General features: G+C 65.8%; 11 protein-coding genes. 8 read left to right on the forward strand and 3 right to left on the reverse strand.

The window, feature by feature from the left end; genetic code table 11:
- Positions 1-159: 159 nt before the first annotated feature.
- Genes VPH47_RS03865 through fdnG form a run of 3 tightly spaced genes read right to left on the reverse strand, consistent with a single transcriptional unit; the run spans position 160 to position 4797 of the window.
- The gene (locus VPH47_RS03865; protein WP_164119395.1) at positions 160-807 is read right to left on the reverse strand and encodes a formate dehydrogenase subunit gamma; all 648 of its coding nucleotides are present in this window, start codon (positions 805-807) and stop codon (positions 160-162) included.
- Positions 804-1718, reverse strand: coding sequence for a formate dehydrogenase subunit beta (gene fdxH / locus VPH47_RS03870; protein WP_097049444.1), 915 nt, complete (start codon positions 1716-1718; stop codon positions 804-806). Before fdxH ends, VPH47_RS03865 begins: the two co-directional genes overlap by 4 nt.
- Positions 1719-1728: 10 nt before the next feature.
- Positions 1729-4797, reverse strand: coding sequence for a formate dehydrogenase-N subunit alpha (gene fdnG, locus VPH47_RS03875; RefSeq protein ID WP_248858230.1), 3069 nt, complete (start codon positions 4795-4797; stop codon positions 1729-1731).
- Positions 4798-5087: 290 nt separating this feature from the next.
- Here fdnG and gmk point away from each other — a divergent pair, with 290 nt between their 5' ends.
- The 8 genes from gmk to VPH47_RS03915 all read left to right on the forward strand — a co-directional run bounded on the left by gmk (position 5088) and on the right by VPH47_RS03915 (position 14490).
- Entirely contained in the window at positions 5088-5753 is a 666-nt protein-coding gene (gene gmk / locus VPH47_RS03880) for a guanylate kinase (RefSeq protein ID WP_368850160.1), read from the forward strand.
- 110 nt (positions 5754-5863) lie between these two features.
- On the forward strand, positions 5864-6163 hold the full coding sequence (gene rpoZ, locus VPH47_RS03885; protein ID WP_005410877.1) for a DNA-directed RNA polymerase subunit omega: 300 nt from the start codon (positions 5864-5866) through the stop codon (positions 6161-6163).
- A 106-nt stretch (positions 6164-6269) separates the two neighbouring features.
- Positions 6270-8432, forward strand: a complete 2163-nt coding sequence (locus VPH47_RS03890) for a bifunctional (p)ppGpp synthetase/guanosine-3',5'-bis(diphosphate) 3'-pyrophosphohydrolase (protein WP_093999555.1) — start codon at positions 6270-6272, stop codon at positions 8430-8432.
- Between the two features lie 199 nt (positions 8433-8631).
- Complete coding sequence (locus VPH47_RS03895; protein WP_005410875.1) at positions 8632-9018, forward strand: RidA family protein; 387 nt, start codon at positions 8632-8634, stop codon at positions 9016-9018.
- A 7-nt stretch (positions 9019-9025) separates the two neighbouring features.
- A complete protein-coding gene (gene recG, locus VPH47_RS03900) occupies positions 9026-11137 on the forward strand; it encodes an ATP-dependent DNA helicase RecG (RefSeq protein ID WP_368850161.1) in 2112 nt (703 codons plus the stop codon).
- Between the two features lie 509 nt (positions 11138-11646).
- Complete coding sequence (locus tag VPH47_RS03905) at positions 11647-12585, forward strand: nucleoside hydrolase (protein WP_032127836.1); 939 nt, start codon at positions 11647-11649, stop codon at positions 12583-12585.
- A gap of 88 nt (positions 12586-12673) precedes the next feature.
- Positions 12674-12916 carry a type B 50S ribosomal protein L31 gene (locus tag VPH47_RS03910; RefSeq protein ID WP_010484049.1) on the forward strand — a complete coding sequence of 81 codons (243 nt, stop codon included), beginning with the start codon at positions 12674-12676 and terminating at the stop codon, positions 12914-12916.
- A 296-nt stretch (positions 12917-13212) separates the two neighbouring features.
- Positions 13213-14490 carry a citrate synthase gene (locus tag VPH47_RS03915; protein WP_110713467.1) on the forward strand — a complete coding sequence of 426 codons (1278 nt, stop codon included), beginning with the start codon at positions 13213-13215 and terminating at the stop codon, positions 14488-14490.
- The last annotated feature ends 20 nt before the right edge of the window (positions 14491-14510 follow it).

The following is a 14510-nucleotide window of genomic DNA, read 5'->3' on the forward strand; positions in this document are numbered from 1 at the left end:
TTCCATAGGAAAACGGATCTGACCCCATCGGTTGTTGCCGTGTTCATTGTGTCGACCAAGGTCGACACCCACCAACAGCAACGCAGAACGCCATCCCACGGATAGCCGCTGTTGCTGTTGCCTTGGCTTGAAGCGGGTGCAGGGCCGCAGGCCCTGCCGCTAACCCTGTTCCCGCCGCCCGCGCAGGATGTCCCGGAACCACTGCCGGTGATGCTTGTACGCCCACCCGTAGGTCACCTTGCCCTGGGTCATCGCCCGCACCGAGCCCTTGATCCAGATCGCTGCATAGATGTGCACCACGATCGCGCAGACCAGTACCCAGCCGAACAGCGCATGGGCAAGCACCGAGAAGCGGATCACCCCGATCGGGAAGAAGTGGCTGAAGTACTGCCGCCAGATCACGAAGCCGGTCAGCAGCAGCGCCGACAGGCAACCGATGATGGCCCAGAACAGCAGCTTCTGGCCGGCATTGAAGCGGCCCACCGGTGGCAGCTTCTCATCCTCGTTGCGCAGTACATCGCGCATGCCGCGCATCCACGCGCGGTCATCGGCGCTGAGGAAGTTGTCACGCCACATCCGCAGCGCCAGCAGCGCAAAGCCGATCACCATGGCCAGGCCGATGAACGGATGCAGGATGCGCGTCCACGGCCCGCCACCGAACAGCTGGGTCAGCGGGAACAGGGCAGGGTGGAACAGCGCCAGCCCGGACAGCGCGGTCAGCACGAAGCAGATCGCCACGATCCAGTGGTTGATGCGGGTCGGCGCACGGTAGCGGATGATCTCGCGGGGGCGCGGGGCGCGGCTCATGACCGGTCCTCCTCGATCTTCTCGGCCTCACGCTCGGCGTGTTCTTCCTCTTCCTCGTCCACCGTGTTGCGGCCGATGCCGATGTAATGCAGGAAGCCGGCGAAGGCGGTAGCGGCAATCGCCAGCACGCCCAGCGGCTTGGCCACGCCCTTCCACACTTCCACCATCGGGCTGATGCGCGGGTCCTTGGGCAGGTCGGCGTACAGCTCGGGCTTGTCCACGTGCTGCAGCACGTACATCACGTGGGTGCCGCCGACGCCTTGCGGGTCGTACAGGCCGGCGTTCTCGTAGCCACGCGATTTCAGGTCCTCCACGCGGCCGGCGGCATGCTCGGTCATCGCCTGCTTGCTGCCGAAGGTGATCGCACCGGTCGGGCAGGTCTTCACGCAGGCCGGTTCCTGGCCCACCGCCACCCGGTCCGAACACAGCGTGCACTTGTAGGCCTTGTGGTCCTTCTTGGAAATGCGCGGTACGTCGAACGGGCAACCGGTCACGCAGTAGCCGCAGCCGATGCAGTTCTCTTCCTGGAAGTCGACGATGCCGTTGGCGTACTGGATGATCGCGCCCGGCGACGGGCAGGCCTTCAGGCAGCCCGGATCGCTGCAGTGCATGCAGCCTTCCTTGCGGATCAGCCACTCCAGCTTGCCCTTCTCGTCCTCGTACTCGCGGAACTTCATCACCGTCCACGACTGTTCGCTCAGGTCGGGTGGGTTGTCGTAGCTGCCAACGCAGCTGCCGACCTCGTCGCGCAGGTCGTTCCATTCCATGCAGGCGACCTGGCAGGCCTTGCAGCCGATGCACTTGCTTACATCGATCAGCTTGGCGACCTGGCCGGTGTGCGCACCGCGCGCCTCCGGCGAGGGCGTGGTGGTGGCCGAGCGGCGGATGATGTCCAGGGATTGCAGTGACATGGCGTGTCTCCTACACCTTCTCGACCTTGACCAGGATGCACTTCGATTCGGGCGTCTGCGAGTTGCCGTCACCGATGGCGTTGGTCAGCGTATTGGCGATGTATCCGGGCTTGGCCGCACCGAGGAAGCCCCAGTGGATCGGCACGCCCACCTGGTGCACGGTTTTGCCATCGATCTGCAGGGCCTTGATGCGCTTGGTCACCATCGCCACCGCTTCGATGTGCCCGCGCTTGGAACTGACCCGCACGCGGCTGCCATTGTTGATGCCCAGCTCGTCGGCCAGGGCCGCGCCGATCTCGACGAACTGCTCGGGCTGGATGATGGCGTTGAGCTTGCCGTGCTTGGTCCAGAAGTGGAAATGCTCGGTCAGGCGGTAGGTGGTGGCCACATGCGGGAACTCGTCCGGCGAGCCGATCTGTGCGCGATCGCTGGCGAACACGCGTGCCGCCGGGTTGTTCAGCGTCAGTGCCTGCCCCGGGCTGAGCGGGTTGCTGCGCAGCGGGGTGTCGAACGGTTCGTAGTGCTCCGGGAACGGGCCCTCGGCCATGCCAGCCTTTGCGAAGAAGCGGGCGATGCCTTCCGGATTCATGATGAACGGGCCCATGCCGCCGGCGGGATCTTCGTCGGCCTTGAAGTCCGGCACGTCCACGCTGCCCCAGTTCTTGCCGTTCCATGCCAGCAGCGTGCGGCGCGGATCGAATGGTTGGCCGGCCACGTCGCACGACGCGCGGTTGTACATCACGCGGCGGTTGGCAGGCCACGCCCAGGCCCAGCCCAGCGTGTTGCCGATGCCGGTGGGGTCGCTGTTGTCACGCCGCGCCATCATGTTGCCGGTCGGGCCCCAGGCGCCGATGTAGATCCAGCAGCCGGAGGACGTGCTGCCGTCGTCGCGCAGGTCGCCGAACGCGGCCAGCTGCTCGCCAGCCTTGCGCACCAGCTTGGTCGGGTCCTTCGGATCGAACACGTCGGCCAGCGCCTTGCCGTTGTATTCCATCGCCAGTTCTTCCGGCGTTGGCAGTTCCGGGTTGGAGTACTTCCAGGCCAGGTCGCGCACCGGCTCCCACCACGCACCGCCGTCCTTCTCGTACATCGCTTTGATGCGATGGAACAGCTCGGACATGATCTCGATGTCGCTGCGTGCTTCGCCCGGCGGATTGGCACCCTTCCAGTGCCACTGCAGCCAACGTGAGGAGTTCACCACCGCGCCGTTCTCCTCGGCGAAGGAGGTGGTCGGCAGGCGGAATACTTCGGTCTGGATCGTGCCCGGATCGACGTCGTTCAACGCACCATGGTTCTGCCAGAAGGCAATGGTCTCGGTTTCCAGCGGGTCCATGCTGACCATGAACTTCAGCTTGGAGAACGCACTGATCAGCTTGCCCTTGTTCGGCGCCGAAGCCAGCGGGTTGAACCCCTGGCAGATGTAGCCGTGGATCTTGCCCTCGTTCATCAGCTCGTACGCCTGCAGCATGTCGTACGGCTTGTCGAGCTTGGGCAGATGGTCGAAGCACCAGTTGTTGTCGGCGGTAGCGGCGTCGCCCCACCACGACTTCATCAGGCTGACGTGGAACTTCGGGTAGTTCTGCCAGAACGACATCTGATTGGCGCGCAGTGGCTTCTGCGTGCGCTTGGCGATGTAAGCGTCGTAGTCCTGCTCGTCCTGTTTCGGCAGCGTCAGGTAGCCGGGCAGCAGGTCGGACATCAAGCCGATGTCGGTCAGGCCCTGGATGTTGGAATGCCCGCGCAGCGCGTTCATGCCGCCGCCGGCCACGCCGATGTTGCCCAGCAGCAGCTGCACCATGGTGCCGGCGCGCACGTTCTGCGCGCCGATCGAGTGCTGCGTCCAACCCAGCGCGTACAGGATGGTCATCGCCTTGTCCTTGCCGGCGGTGGACGCGATCATGTCCCAGACCTGGCGGATGCTGTCGGCGGGCGTGCCGCAGATGCGTTCGACCATCTCCACGGTGTAGCGCGCGTAGTGCTGCTTGAGCAGGGTGTAGACGCAGCGCGGGTCCTTCAGCGTCGGGTCGCTGCGCACGAAGCCATCGTCACCGTAGGCGTAGTCCCAGCTGGAGCGGTCGTAGCTGCGCTTCTCTTCGTTGTAGCCCGAATACAGGCCGTCCTTGAAGGCGAACTCGTCCTTCACCAGGAACGACATGTCGGTGTAGTTCAGCACGTACTCGTGCTGGATGCGGTCCTCGGTCAACAGGTAGTTGATCAGGCCGCCCAGGAACACGATGTCGGTGCCGGTACGGATCGGCGCATACACGTCGGCCACCGCGGCCGAGCGGTTGAAGCGCGGATCGACCACGATCAGTCGGGCCTTGTTGTGTGCCTTCGCCTCGGTCACCCATTTGAACCCGCACGGGTGTGCCTCGGCGGCATTGCCACCCATGATCAGGATCAGGTCGGCATTCTTGATGTCGACCCAGTGATTCGTCATCGCACCACGGCCTAGCGTCGGGGCAAGACCTGCCACCGTCGGGCCGTGTCAGACACGTGCCTGGTTGTCGAATGCCAACATGCCAAGGGAGCGGACGACCTTGTGGGTCAGCACCGCGGTTTCATTGCTGGTCGCCGAGGCCGCCAGCATGCCGGTGGTCAGCCAGCGGTTGACCGTCTGCCCGGCCTCGTTCTTCTGCACGAAGTTCGCATCGCGGTCTTCCTTCATCAGCCGCGCGATGCGATCCAGCGCATCGTCCCAGCTCAGCCGCTTCCACTCGTTCGAGCCCGGTGCGCGGTACTCGGGGTAGAGCAGGCGCGACTTGCTGTGGATGATGTCGGCCAGGCCGGCACCCTTCGGGCACAGCGTGCCGCGGTTGACCGGATGGTCCGGGTCGCCCTCGATATGGAAGATGCTCGGCTCGGCGTTCTTGGCGCCGTCGCCGAGGCTGTACATCAGGATGCCGCAGGCCACCGAACAGTATGTACAGGTGTTGCGGGTCTCGGTCGCGCGGGTCAGCTTGTATTGCCGAACCTCCGCGAGCGCGATGCCGGGCGCGAAGCCCATCAGTGCCAGGCTGGAGCCGACCAGGGTTGTCCCGGTCACTTTCAGGAACTGGCGGCGGCTCATCGAGGACATGCCGTTCTCCTGGGATGGCGGGGAGGCACGGGCCTCCGGGCTGTCGTTGGGTACGGCCCGGTTATAGCACAGGCCCCCGCACGCCCATGTGGCACAAGGCCCGGCGCCTGCCGGGCGGGCGCGGCAAGGGGCGGCTCTGGTAAAGTTGCGTGCCCGCACCCCGGGGAGTCGTCTGCCGGGCCTGGTTCCAGGATGTTCCGCGCAGCCCCCGCCGTCCTGGCGCGATCCTCCGCGCCGGATCTGGAACATCGAGGAAAAATTTTGCGAAATCAACCAGTTGGGTTCCGTGCATGAGCGCCCCGTCTACTCCGTCGGACGCCGTCGCGCGCGGCACGCTGTACATCGTTGCGGCGCCCTCCGGCGCCGGCAAGAGCAGCATCGTCAACGCCACCCTGGCGCGTGACCCGCAGATCGCCCTGTCGATCTCCTTCACCTCGCGCGCGATGCGCCCCGGTGAAGTGAACGGCCAGCACTACCACTTCGTCAGCGCCGAGAAGTTCGAACAGATGATCGCCGCCGGCGACTTCTTCGAGCATGCCTGGGTGCACGGCGACTGGAAGGGCACCGCCCGCCAGTCGGTGGAACCGCAGCTGGCCGCCGGCCAGGACGTGCTGCTGGAGATCGACTGGCAGGGCGCGCAGCAGGTGCGCCAGCTGGTGCCAGGCACGGTCACCGTGTTCATCCTGCCGCCATCCAAGCAGGCCCTGCAGGACCGCATGCGCAAGCGCGGCCAGGACAGCGAGGCGGTCATCGCCCAGCGCCTGGGCGCGGCCCGTGACGAGATGCTGCACTTCAACGAGTTCGACTACGTGATCGTCAACGAGATGTTCGACACTGCCGTGGACGAGCTGTGCGCCATCTTCACCGCCAGCCGGCTGCGCCGGGAGGCCCAGAAGGTCCGCCACGCTGGCCTGATCCAGGCCCTGTTGACCCCCGATCCGGGCGCAACTGACTGATTCCAAAAGAATCGGGTAGGGGTTGGCTTGATTTTGTCCAGCCCCTGCCAGTACACTCCGTCCCCTTTCCCTCATTCGACTGAGCGGCCGACCGGTCGCCGGGAGCCCGTATGGCCCGCATCACCGTAGAAGATTGCCTGGAAGTCGTTAACAACCGTTTCGAACTGGTCATGATGGCTTCCAAGCGTGCCCGCCAGCTCGCCAACGGCGTGCAGGCCACGCTGGACAACAGCGAGACCGAGGACAAGCCGACCGTGCTGGCGCTGCGCGAAATCGCTGCCCGCAAGATCGACAACGCGCTGATCGACGAAGTCGAGAAGGCCGAGCGTGAGCGCGCCGAGCGCGAAGCGCTGGAGTGGGCCGCCGCGGAAGTGGTCGCCGACGAAGACATGTCCAAGAACGACGATTGATCGCATCGATCAACGTAATCGTTGGATGTGCCGAACAGCCCGCCCCGTGCGGGCTGTTTCGCATTCAGGATTTGCCGTAAACGTCGCGCTGGAATAGGCTTCGGGCATGAACCCAGGCCCCACTGCCAAGGTCGCCGCAGCCCCCGCTGCCGCCGTACCCGACTACGTCCTCCAGCTTGAACGCGCCGCCCATTACCTGCCGCCGGAACAGCTGCCGCTGTTGCGCCGTGCCTGGGAAGTCGGCGCCGCCGCGCACGCTGGGCAGACGCGCAAGTCGGGCGAGCCCTATATCACCCATCCGGTGGCCGTGGCCCAGGTGCTGGCCGAGCTCGGCCTGGACGTGGAAGCGCTGATCGCCGCGATCCTGCACGACACCATCGAAGACACCCCGCTGACCCGTGAGGCGCTGGCCGCCGAGTTCGGCGAAGCCGTGGCCGAACTGGTCGACGGCGTGACCAAGCTGGACAAGCTGAAGTTCCGCGACCGCCAGGAAGCGGCCGCCGAGAGCTTCCGCAAGATGCTGCTGGCGATGTCGCGCGACCTGCGTGTGATCATGATCAAGCTGGCCGACCGCCTGCACAACATGCGCACGCTGGGCGCACAGAGCCGCGAAGCACGCGGCCGCATTGCCCGCGAAACGCTGGAGATCTACGCGCCCATCGCCCAGCGCCTGGGCATGAGCCTGGTCAAGAGCGAGCTGCAGAACCTCGGTTTCAAGGCGCTGTACCCGTGGCGCCACGCCATCATCGAGAAACACATCCGCAGTCAGCCGGTAGTGCGCCGCGAGGCGATGGCGCAGGTGGAAGTACAGCTGTCGCAGCGCCTGGCCAAAGAAGGGATCGAGCACCGCCTGGTCAGCCGCATCAAGACCCCGTGGAGCATCTACAACAAGATGCGCGACGAGAACAAATCCTTCGACCAGGTGATGGACGTGTTCGGCTTCCGCCTGGTCGTGCGCAGCGTGCCCAGCTGCTACCACGCGCTGGGTTCGGTGCATGCCACCTTCAAGCCGCTGGATGGCCGCTTCCGCGACTTCATCGCCATTCCCAAGGCCAACGGTTACCAGTCGCTGCACACAGTGCTGTTCGGGCCTTATGGCTCGCCGATCGAGGTGCAGATCCGCACCGAGGAAATGGACCTGATTGCCGAACGCGGCGTGGCCGCGCACTGGACCTACAAGTTCGGTGGTGATTCGCCCAACAGCGCGCAGAGCCGCGCGCACGCCTGGATCGTCGAGCTGATCGACTCGCAGCGCGCCGCCGGGTCCTCGCTGGAGTTCCTCGACAACGTCAAGGTCGACCTGTTCCCGGACGAGGTCTACCTGTTCACTCCGAAGGGCAAGATCCTGGCCCTGCCGCGCAACTCCACCGCGCTGGACTTCGCCTACGCCGTGCATACCGATGTCGGCAACATGGCCGTGGCCTCGCGCGTGGACAAGAAACTGGTGCCACTGCGCACCAAGCTGGTGTCCGGGCAGTCGGTGGAGATCATCACCGCCCGCTCGGCCACGCCGAAACCGCAGTGGCTGGAATTCGTGGTCACCAGCAAGGCGCGCACCGCCATCCGCCACCAGCTCAAGCAGCTGGAGCACGAAGACGCCGTGCAGCTCGGCCACCGCATGCTCGACCGTGCGCTGGAGGCGATGGATTCGTCGCTGGAGCGGCTGCCGAAGGGGCGCCTGGATGCGTTCCTGGCCGAGCACCGCTTCCCGCGCCTGGAGGCACTGTTGGCCGAGGTCGCACTGGGCAACTGGATGCCGACCCAGGCCGCGCAGGCGCTGATGGCCTATGCCGAACTGCGTGGCGGCCCGCATTCGCGCCACCACTCGCAGGAAAAGATCCTGATCAACGGCAGCGAGCGCGGCGTGGTCACCTTCGCCGGTTGCTGCCAGCCGATTCCTGGCGACGAAATCATGGGCTACCACACCGCCGGCAAGGGCATCGTGGTGCACCGCATGGACTGCCCGAACCTGGCCGAGCTGCGCAAGTCGCCCGAGCGCTGGGTGCCGATCGGCTGGGACACCACCGTTTCCGGCGACTACGACACCTCGCTGGTGGTGGAAGTGGAGAACGGCACCGGCGTGCTGGCGCAGCTGGCCGCCGCCATCGCCCAGAGCCACTCCAACATCGAACGGGTGGACTACCTGGACCGTGACTTCAACGCTGCCGTGCTGGCGTTCAACATCCAGGTGCGCGACCGCAACCACCTGGCCGAAGTGATGCGCCGCCTGCGCCGCCTGTCGGTCGTGCAATCGGTACGCCGCCAGTAACGCGAACCCGGGGTCGGATCCCTCTCCTGCGGAGAGGGCTCTGACCCCATTGAATCCCGCCGTAGGTCCACACAATGCGTGGATGTTGCCGTGCGGGGTCAGAGCCGTTTCCCACCGGGAAACGGATCCGACCCCAGCCGATACCGCCCCCACCCGGTACAATCACCGCTCTGTTTTCCCCCAAGCACCGGAGCGACCCATGTCCCGCCAGATCATCAACACCGAAAAGGCCCCCGCCGCCATCGGCCCGTACTCGCAGGCCGTGCGCGCCGGCAACACCGTGTATTTCTCCGGCCAGATCCCGCTCGACCCGGCCACCGGCGACATCGTCGGCGCCGGTGACGTTGAAGCCCAGGCCCGCCGCGCCTTCGACAACCTCAAGGCCGTGGCCGAAGCCGCTGGCGGCTCGCTGGACAAGGTCGTGCGCCTGGGCCTGTACCTGACCGACCTGGGCGAGTTCGCCAAGGTCAACGCGGTCATGCAGGACTACTTCCAGGCCCCGTACCCGGCCCGTTCCACCATCGAAGTCTCCGGCCTGCCGAAGGGCGCCAACTTCGAGGTCGACGCGGTGATGGTCATCGACTGACCGCCACGTGGCACGCAAGGCGGCGGTCACCCCGGTCCTGTCACCGTCCGGCGAAGCATCCCTGGCGATGCTCGCTGGCGTGGGGCCGGCCGTGGCCGCCAAACTGCAGGCGCGTGGCCTGGCCACCCTGCAGGATCTCTGGCTTCATCTGCCGCTGCGCTATGAAGACCGGACCCGGCTGACCCGCATCGAAGACCTGCGCAATGGCGTGCCGGCGCAGGTGGAAGTGCGGGTGGTCGCGGTCGAGCGCGGCATGCGCTACCGGCCGATGCTGAAAGTGGCGGTGGAGGATGAGGGGCAGGGCACCCTGGTGCTGCGCTTCTTCCATTTCCGCCAGCAGCAGGTCGGCCAGTTCGCGGTCGGCAACCGGCTGCGCTGCTTCGGCACGCCCAAACCCGGCCACCTCGGCCTGGAAATCGTCCATCCCAGCTACCAGGTGCTGGGCCGCAACGACGATCCCGAACTCGGCGACCGCCTCGACCCGGTGTATCCCACCGTCGAAGGTGTCGGCCCGATGACCATGCGCAAGCTGATCGGCCAGGCCCTGGATCGCCTGCCCGAGGAAAGCACGCTGGAACTGCTGCCCAGCGGTTGGCTGGATGGCCTCGGCCTGCCGTCGCTGCGCAGTGCGCTGCTGACCGTGCATCGGCCGCCGCCGGATGCCGATCTGGCCGCCTTGGCAGCAGGCACCCACCCGGCGCAGCGTCGCCTGGCAATGGAAGAGCTGCTGGCCCATCACCTTAGCCTGCGCCGCCAGCGTATTGCCTTGCAGGCGCACCATGCGCCGCCGCTGGCCGGCCCCGGCAAGCTGGCCAAGGCGCTGCTGAAACAGCTGCCGTTCGCGCTGACGGGTGCACAGGCGCGTGTGTTCAAGCAGATTCGCGAAGACCTCGCACGGCCCAGCCCGATGCTGCGGCTTGTGCAGGGCGACGTCGGCTCCGGCAAGACCGTGGTCGCCGCACTGGCCGCGATGCTGGCGGTGGAGCAGGGTAAGCAGGTCGCATTGGCAGCGCCCACCGAACTGCTGGCCGAGCAGCATCTCAACAACCTGCGCGGCTGGCTGGAACCGCTGGGCGTGCGTATCGCCTGGCTGGCCGGCAAGGTCACCGGCAAGGCGCGCGCCAAGGTGATGGAGCAGGTCGCCAACGGCGAAGCGCAGGTGGTGGTCGGTACCCATGCACTGATGCAGGAGGCGGTGGTATTCCAGGATCTGGCTCTGGCCATCGTCGACGAACAGCACCGCTTCGGCGTGCACCAGCGGCTGGCCCTGCGCGACAAGGGCGCGGGTGGCAACAGCGTGCCGCACCAGCTGGTGATGACCGCCACGCCGATTCCGCGCACGCTGGCGATGTCCGAATACGCGGATCTGGATGTGTCGGCCATTGACGAACTGCCGCCGGGCCGCACGCCGGTGCAGACCGTCGCACTCAACAACGATCGCCGTCCCGAGCTGATCGAGCGCATCGCGCTGGCCTGCCAGGAAGGGCGTCAGGTGTACTGGGTGTGCACGCTCATCGAGGAAAGCGAGGAGCTGGATGCGACGCCGGCGCAGGCCACCTACGAGTCGCTGCAGGCGCTGCTGCCGGGCGTGCGCGTCGGGCTGGTGCATGGCCGCCTGAAGGCCGCCGAGAAGCAGGCGACGATGGTGGCGTTCAAGGCCGGTGAGATCGACCTGCTGGTGGCGACCACCGTGATTGAAGTGGGCGTGGACGTACCGAACGCCTCGCTGATGGTGATCGAGAACGCCGAGCGACTGGGCCTGGCGCAGTTGCACCAGCTGCGCGGCCGCGTCGGTCGTGGTTCAGCGGTGTCGCGCTGCGTGCTGCTGTACCAGGCACCGCTCTCGCAGATGGCGCGCGAGCGCCTGCAGACCATGCGCGAAACCAACGATGGGTTCGTCATCGCCGAGAAGGATCTGGAGCTGCGTGGCCCCGGTGAACTGCTCGGTACCCGCCAGACCGGCCTGGCCGGTTTCCGCATCGCCGATCTCGCGCGTGATGCCGGCCTGCTGCCCGGCGTGCATGACCTGGCCGAACGCCTGCTGGCCCAGCAACCCGCGCTGGCCGATCGCGTGGTGCAGCGCTGGATCGGCACCGCCGTGCGTTACGCCTCGGCGTAATGCCGCATTGGTGGGTGTGGACCTTGGTCCACACATCCACGCATGGCGTGGATCTACTGTAGAGCCGAGCCCACGCTCGGCTGCTTTTCGCGCTGCGCGCGGGAGTCGAGCATGGCTCGACTCTACAGAGAGCCAATTCGATCATTTACATGTTCCTCCACGCATTGCGTGGATGTGTGGACCGAGGTCGACACCCACCAGAGCAATATGCCGTTCCGACAGACTGCAGAAATCTGTCGAAGGCGGGGTGGGTCCGATGGCGGGGGCGTGAGCGCCATGGATGGCGCGACCGAGGCTACATGGATGTATTCACGCCGTCCCCCGCCATCGGACCCACCCCGCCATCCCACGGATAGCCAGCTTTTGACGTTGACGTTGACGTTGCCGGCCAGCGGCCGGCACTACCGCTTCTGCGGGTGCAGGGCGCAGCCCTGCCGAACCCCAACCCCCGTACTTGCAACGGTCATCATCCCGGTCCACACTTCGTTGCCGATCTGAAGACGGCAACGATGACCCACAAGATCCCCCTGTTGATCGACACCGACCCCGGTGTGGACGACGCCCTGGCCCTGCTGATGGCCTTTGCCGACGAACGGCATGACGTGGTCGCCCTGACCATCGCCGCCGGCAATGTCGGCCTGCAGTACACCGTCCGCAACGCCCTCAAGCTCTGCGACATCGTCGGCCGCGCCGACGTGCCGGTGTTTGCCGGCAGCCCGGATCCGCTGCTGCATCCCTCCGTCGACGCCGCCCACGTGCATGGCCGTGATGGCTACGGCGACGTGGACCTGCCGCCGCCGAGCCGCCAGGCCGAGGCCGAGCACGCCGCACTGGCCATCCTGCGCCTGTCGCACGAGCACGCCGGCGAACTGATGCTGGTGATGCTTGGCCCGCTGACCAACCTCGCGCTGGCACTGAAGCTGGACCCGACCCTGCCCGAGCGCATCAAGCGCATCGTGGTCATGGGTGGCGCGGTCACCTGCCACGGCAACATCACCCCGGCGGCCGAATTCAACATTGCGTTCGATCCGGAAGCGGCGCACGTGGTGTTCACTTCGTTCAAGCACCTGCTGGTGTCGGACTGGGAGGCCACCGTCGCCCATGGCCTGCCGCTGCAGGATGCCGAGAAGTGGCTGCAGGCCGATTCCGATCGCGCCCGCTTCTACGAGCTGATCTCGCGCAAGACCCGTGGCCTGTCCGAAGACAGCAAGGGCGGGCGCTGGTACACCGCCGATGCGGTCGCCATGGCCTGGGCACTGAACCCGGAAGGGCAGCTGCAGGTCGAATCGCGTCCGCTGAACGTGGAGCTGAACGGCACGTTCAGCCGCGGCGCCACCATCGTCGACTGGAACCGCCAGACCGGCCAGCCGGACAACTGCGATCTGCTGATGGCCTACGACCAGCAGCGTTTCGAGGCCCTGGTGCGCCAGGCCCTGGGCGCGGACTGAAGTTGATTGACCGGCACCGGTTGCCCCGAGCGGCAACCGGTGCTTATAATGCCGCTCTTGACCACCAGCCCATTTACGGTGTGAGCCCATGAAGGCCGATATCCATCCGAACTACCGCGACGTCGTCTTCCATGACGTCACCTCCGATTTCAAGATCCTGACCCGCTCGACCATGGCGACGAAGGAAACCATCAAGTGGGAAGACGGCAACGACTACCCGCTGGTGAAGGTTGAAATTTCCTCGGCTTCGCACCCGTTCTACACGGGCAAGCACAAGGTCATCGACACCTCGGGCCGTATCGACAAGTTCCAGAAGCGCTACGCGCGCTGATCTGTCGATCCAGCTTCGAACCGACGGCCGCGCTCTGCGCGGCCGTTTGTTTTTCCCCAACGCCAACCCAACGGGCGTTTGGATGGACGGAACACTGCGTTCGTGTGACAACGCTTTTGCCGATCCGGGCCGCTCAACGGCCGGCGTCTGGCCGCCTGTCGTATACGACTTCTGTCTAGCGCCGGGCAAATGCTGCTGTGCGATAATGGCGTGATCCCCGGCACAGGCCGAGGACGTCATTCACGTGCCTGACCAATGCGCTTGGGCAGGCGCCTTCCCATGAAGGAGCGCACACAGTGTCCGATCTTGATCAGGTCACGCTCAACGCCGGCGATAAGTCCGTCGTTCTGCCCGTCATCAAACCCACCCTTGGCAACGACTGCGTCGACATCGCGAAGCTGACCAAGGAAACGGGGTTCTTCACCTACGATTCCGGCTTCACCGCGACGGCCAGCTGCAAGTCCGCCATCACTTACATCGACGGCGACAAGGGCGTGCTGCTGTACCGCGGCTACCCGATCGAACAGCTGTCGGAAAAGTCGAGCTACGTCGAAGTGGCCTACCTGCTGATCAACGGCGAGCGCCCGAGCGCCGAGCAGCTGAAGGCCTTCACCGATGAGCTGACCGCCGAAGCCAACGTCGATGCGTCGATCAACACCCTGATCGGCAGCTTCGCCAAGGACGCCCACCCGATGGCCATCCTGGCTGCCGCGATCGCGCAGCTGTCGGCCATCTACCATGACTCGCTGGACCTGTCCGACGCCGAACAGCGCCGCCAGGCCGCCGTGCGCCTGATCGCCAAGGTGCCGACCCTGTCGGCGCTGATCTACCGCCATGGCAAGGGCCTGCCGGCCAACAAGCCGGATACCTCGCTGGACTACGTCAGCCGCTTCCTGAAGCAGACCTTCGAGTCGGCTGATGGCCAGTACGACCTGAACCCGGACGTGGTCAAGGCGCTGGACCTGCTGTTCATCCTGCACGCCGACCACGAGCAGAACGCCTCGACCTCGACCGTGCGCCTGGTCGGCTCGACTGGTGCCAACCCTTACGCGTCGGTCGCCGCTGGCGTCACCGCGCTGTGGGGTCCGGCCCACGGCGGTGCCAACGAAGCCGTGCTGAAGATGCTGGAAGAGATCGGCAGCGCCGACAACGTCGAGTCCGCCGTGGTCAAGGCCAAGGACAAGACCTCCGGCTTCCGCCTGATGGGCTTCGGCCACCGCGTCTACAAGAACTTCGACCCGCGCGCCAAGGTCATCGGCGAGATGACCAGCAAGGTGCTCAAGCAGCTGGGCGTGCAGGATCCGCTGCTGGACGTGGCCGTGAAGCTGGAACAGGCCGCGCTGCAGGACGAGTACTTCGTCGCCCGCAAGCTGTACCCGAACGTCGATTTCTACAGCGGCATCATCTACAAGGCGCTGCAGATCCCGACCGAAATGTTCACCGTCATGTTCGCCCTGGGCCGCACCTCCGGCTGGGTGTCGCATTGGCTGGAACAGCAGGTTGACCCGGAAATGAAGATCGGCCGCCCGCGCCAGGTCTACACCGGCAGCGACGTGCGCGACTACCAGGGCTGATCGCCCGCGTAGATTGTGCC

Origin of the sequence: Stenotrophomonas sp. WED208, from assembly GCF_040984485.1 — a bacterium.
GTDB classification, from domain to species: Bacteria; Pseudomonadota; Gammaproteobacteria; order Xanthomonadales; family Xanthomonadaceae; genus Stenotrophomonas; species Stenotrophomonas riyadhensis.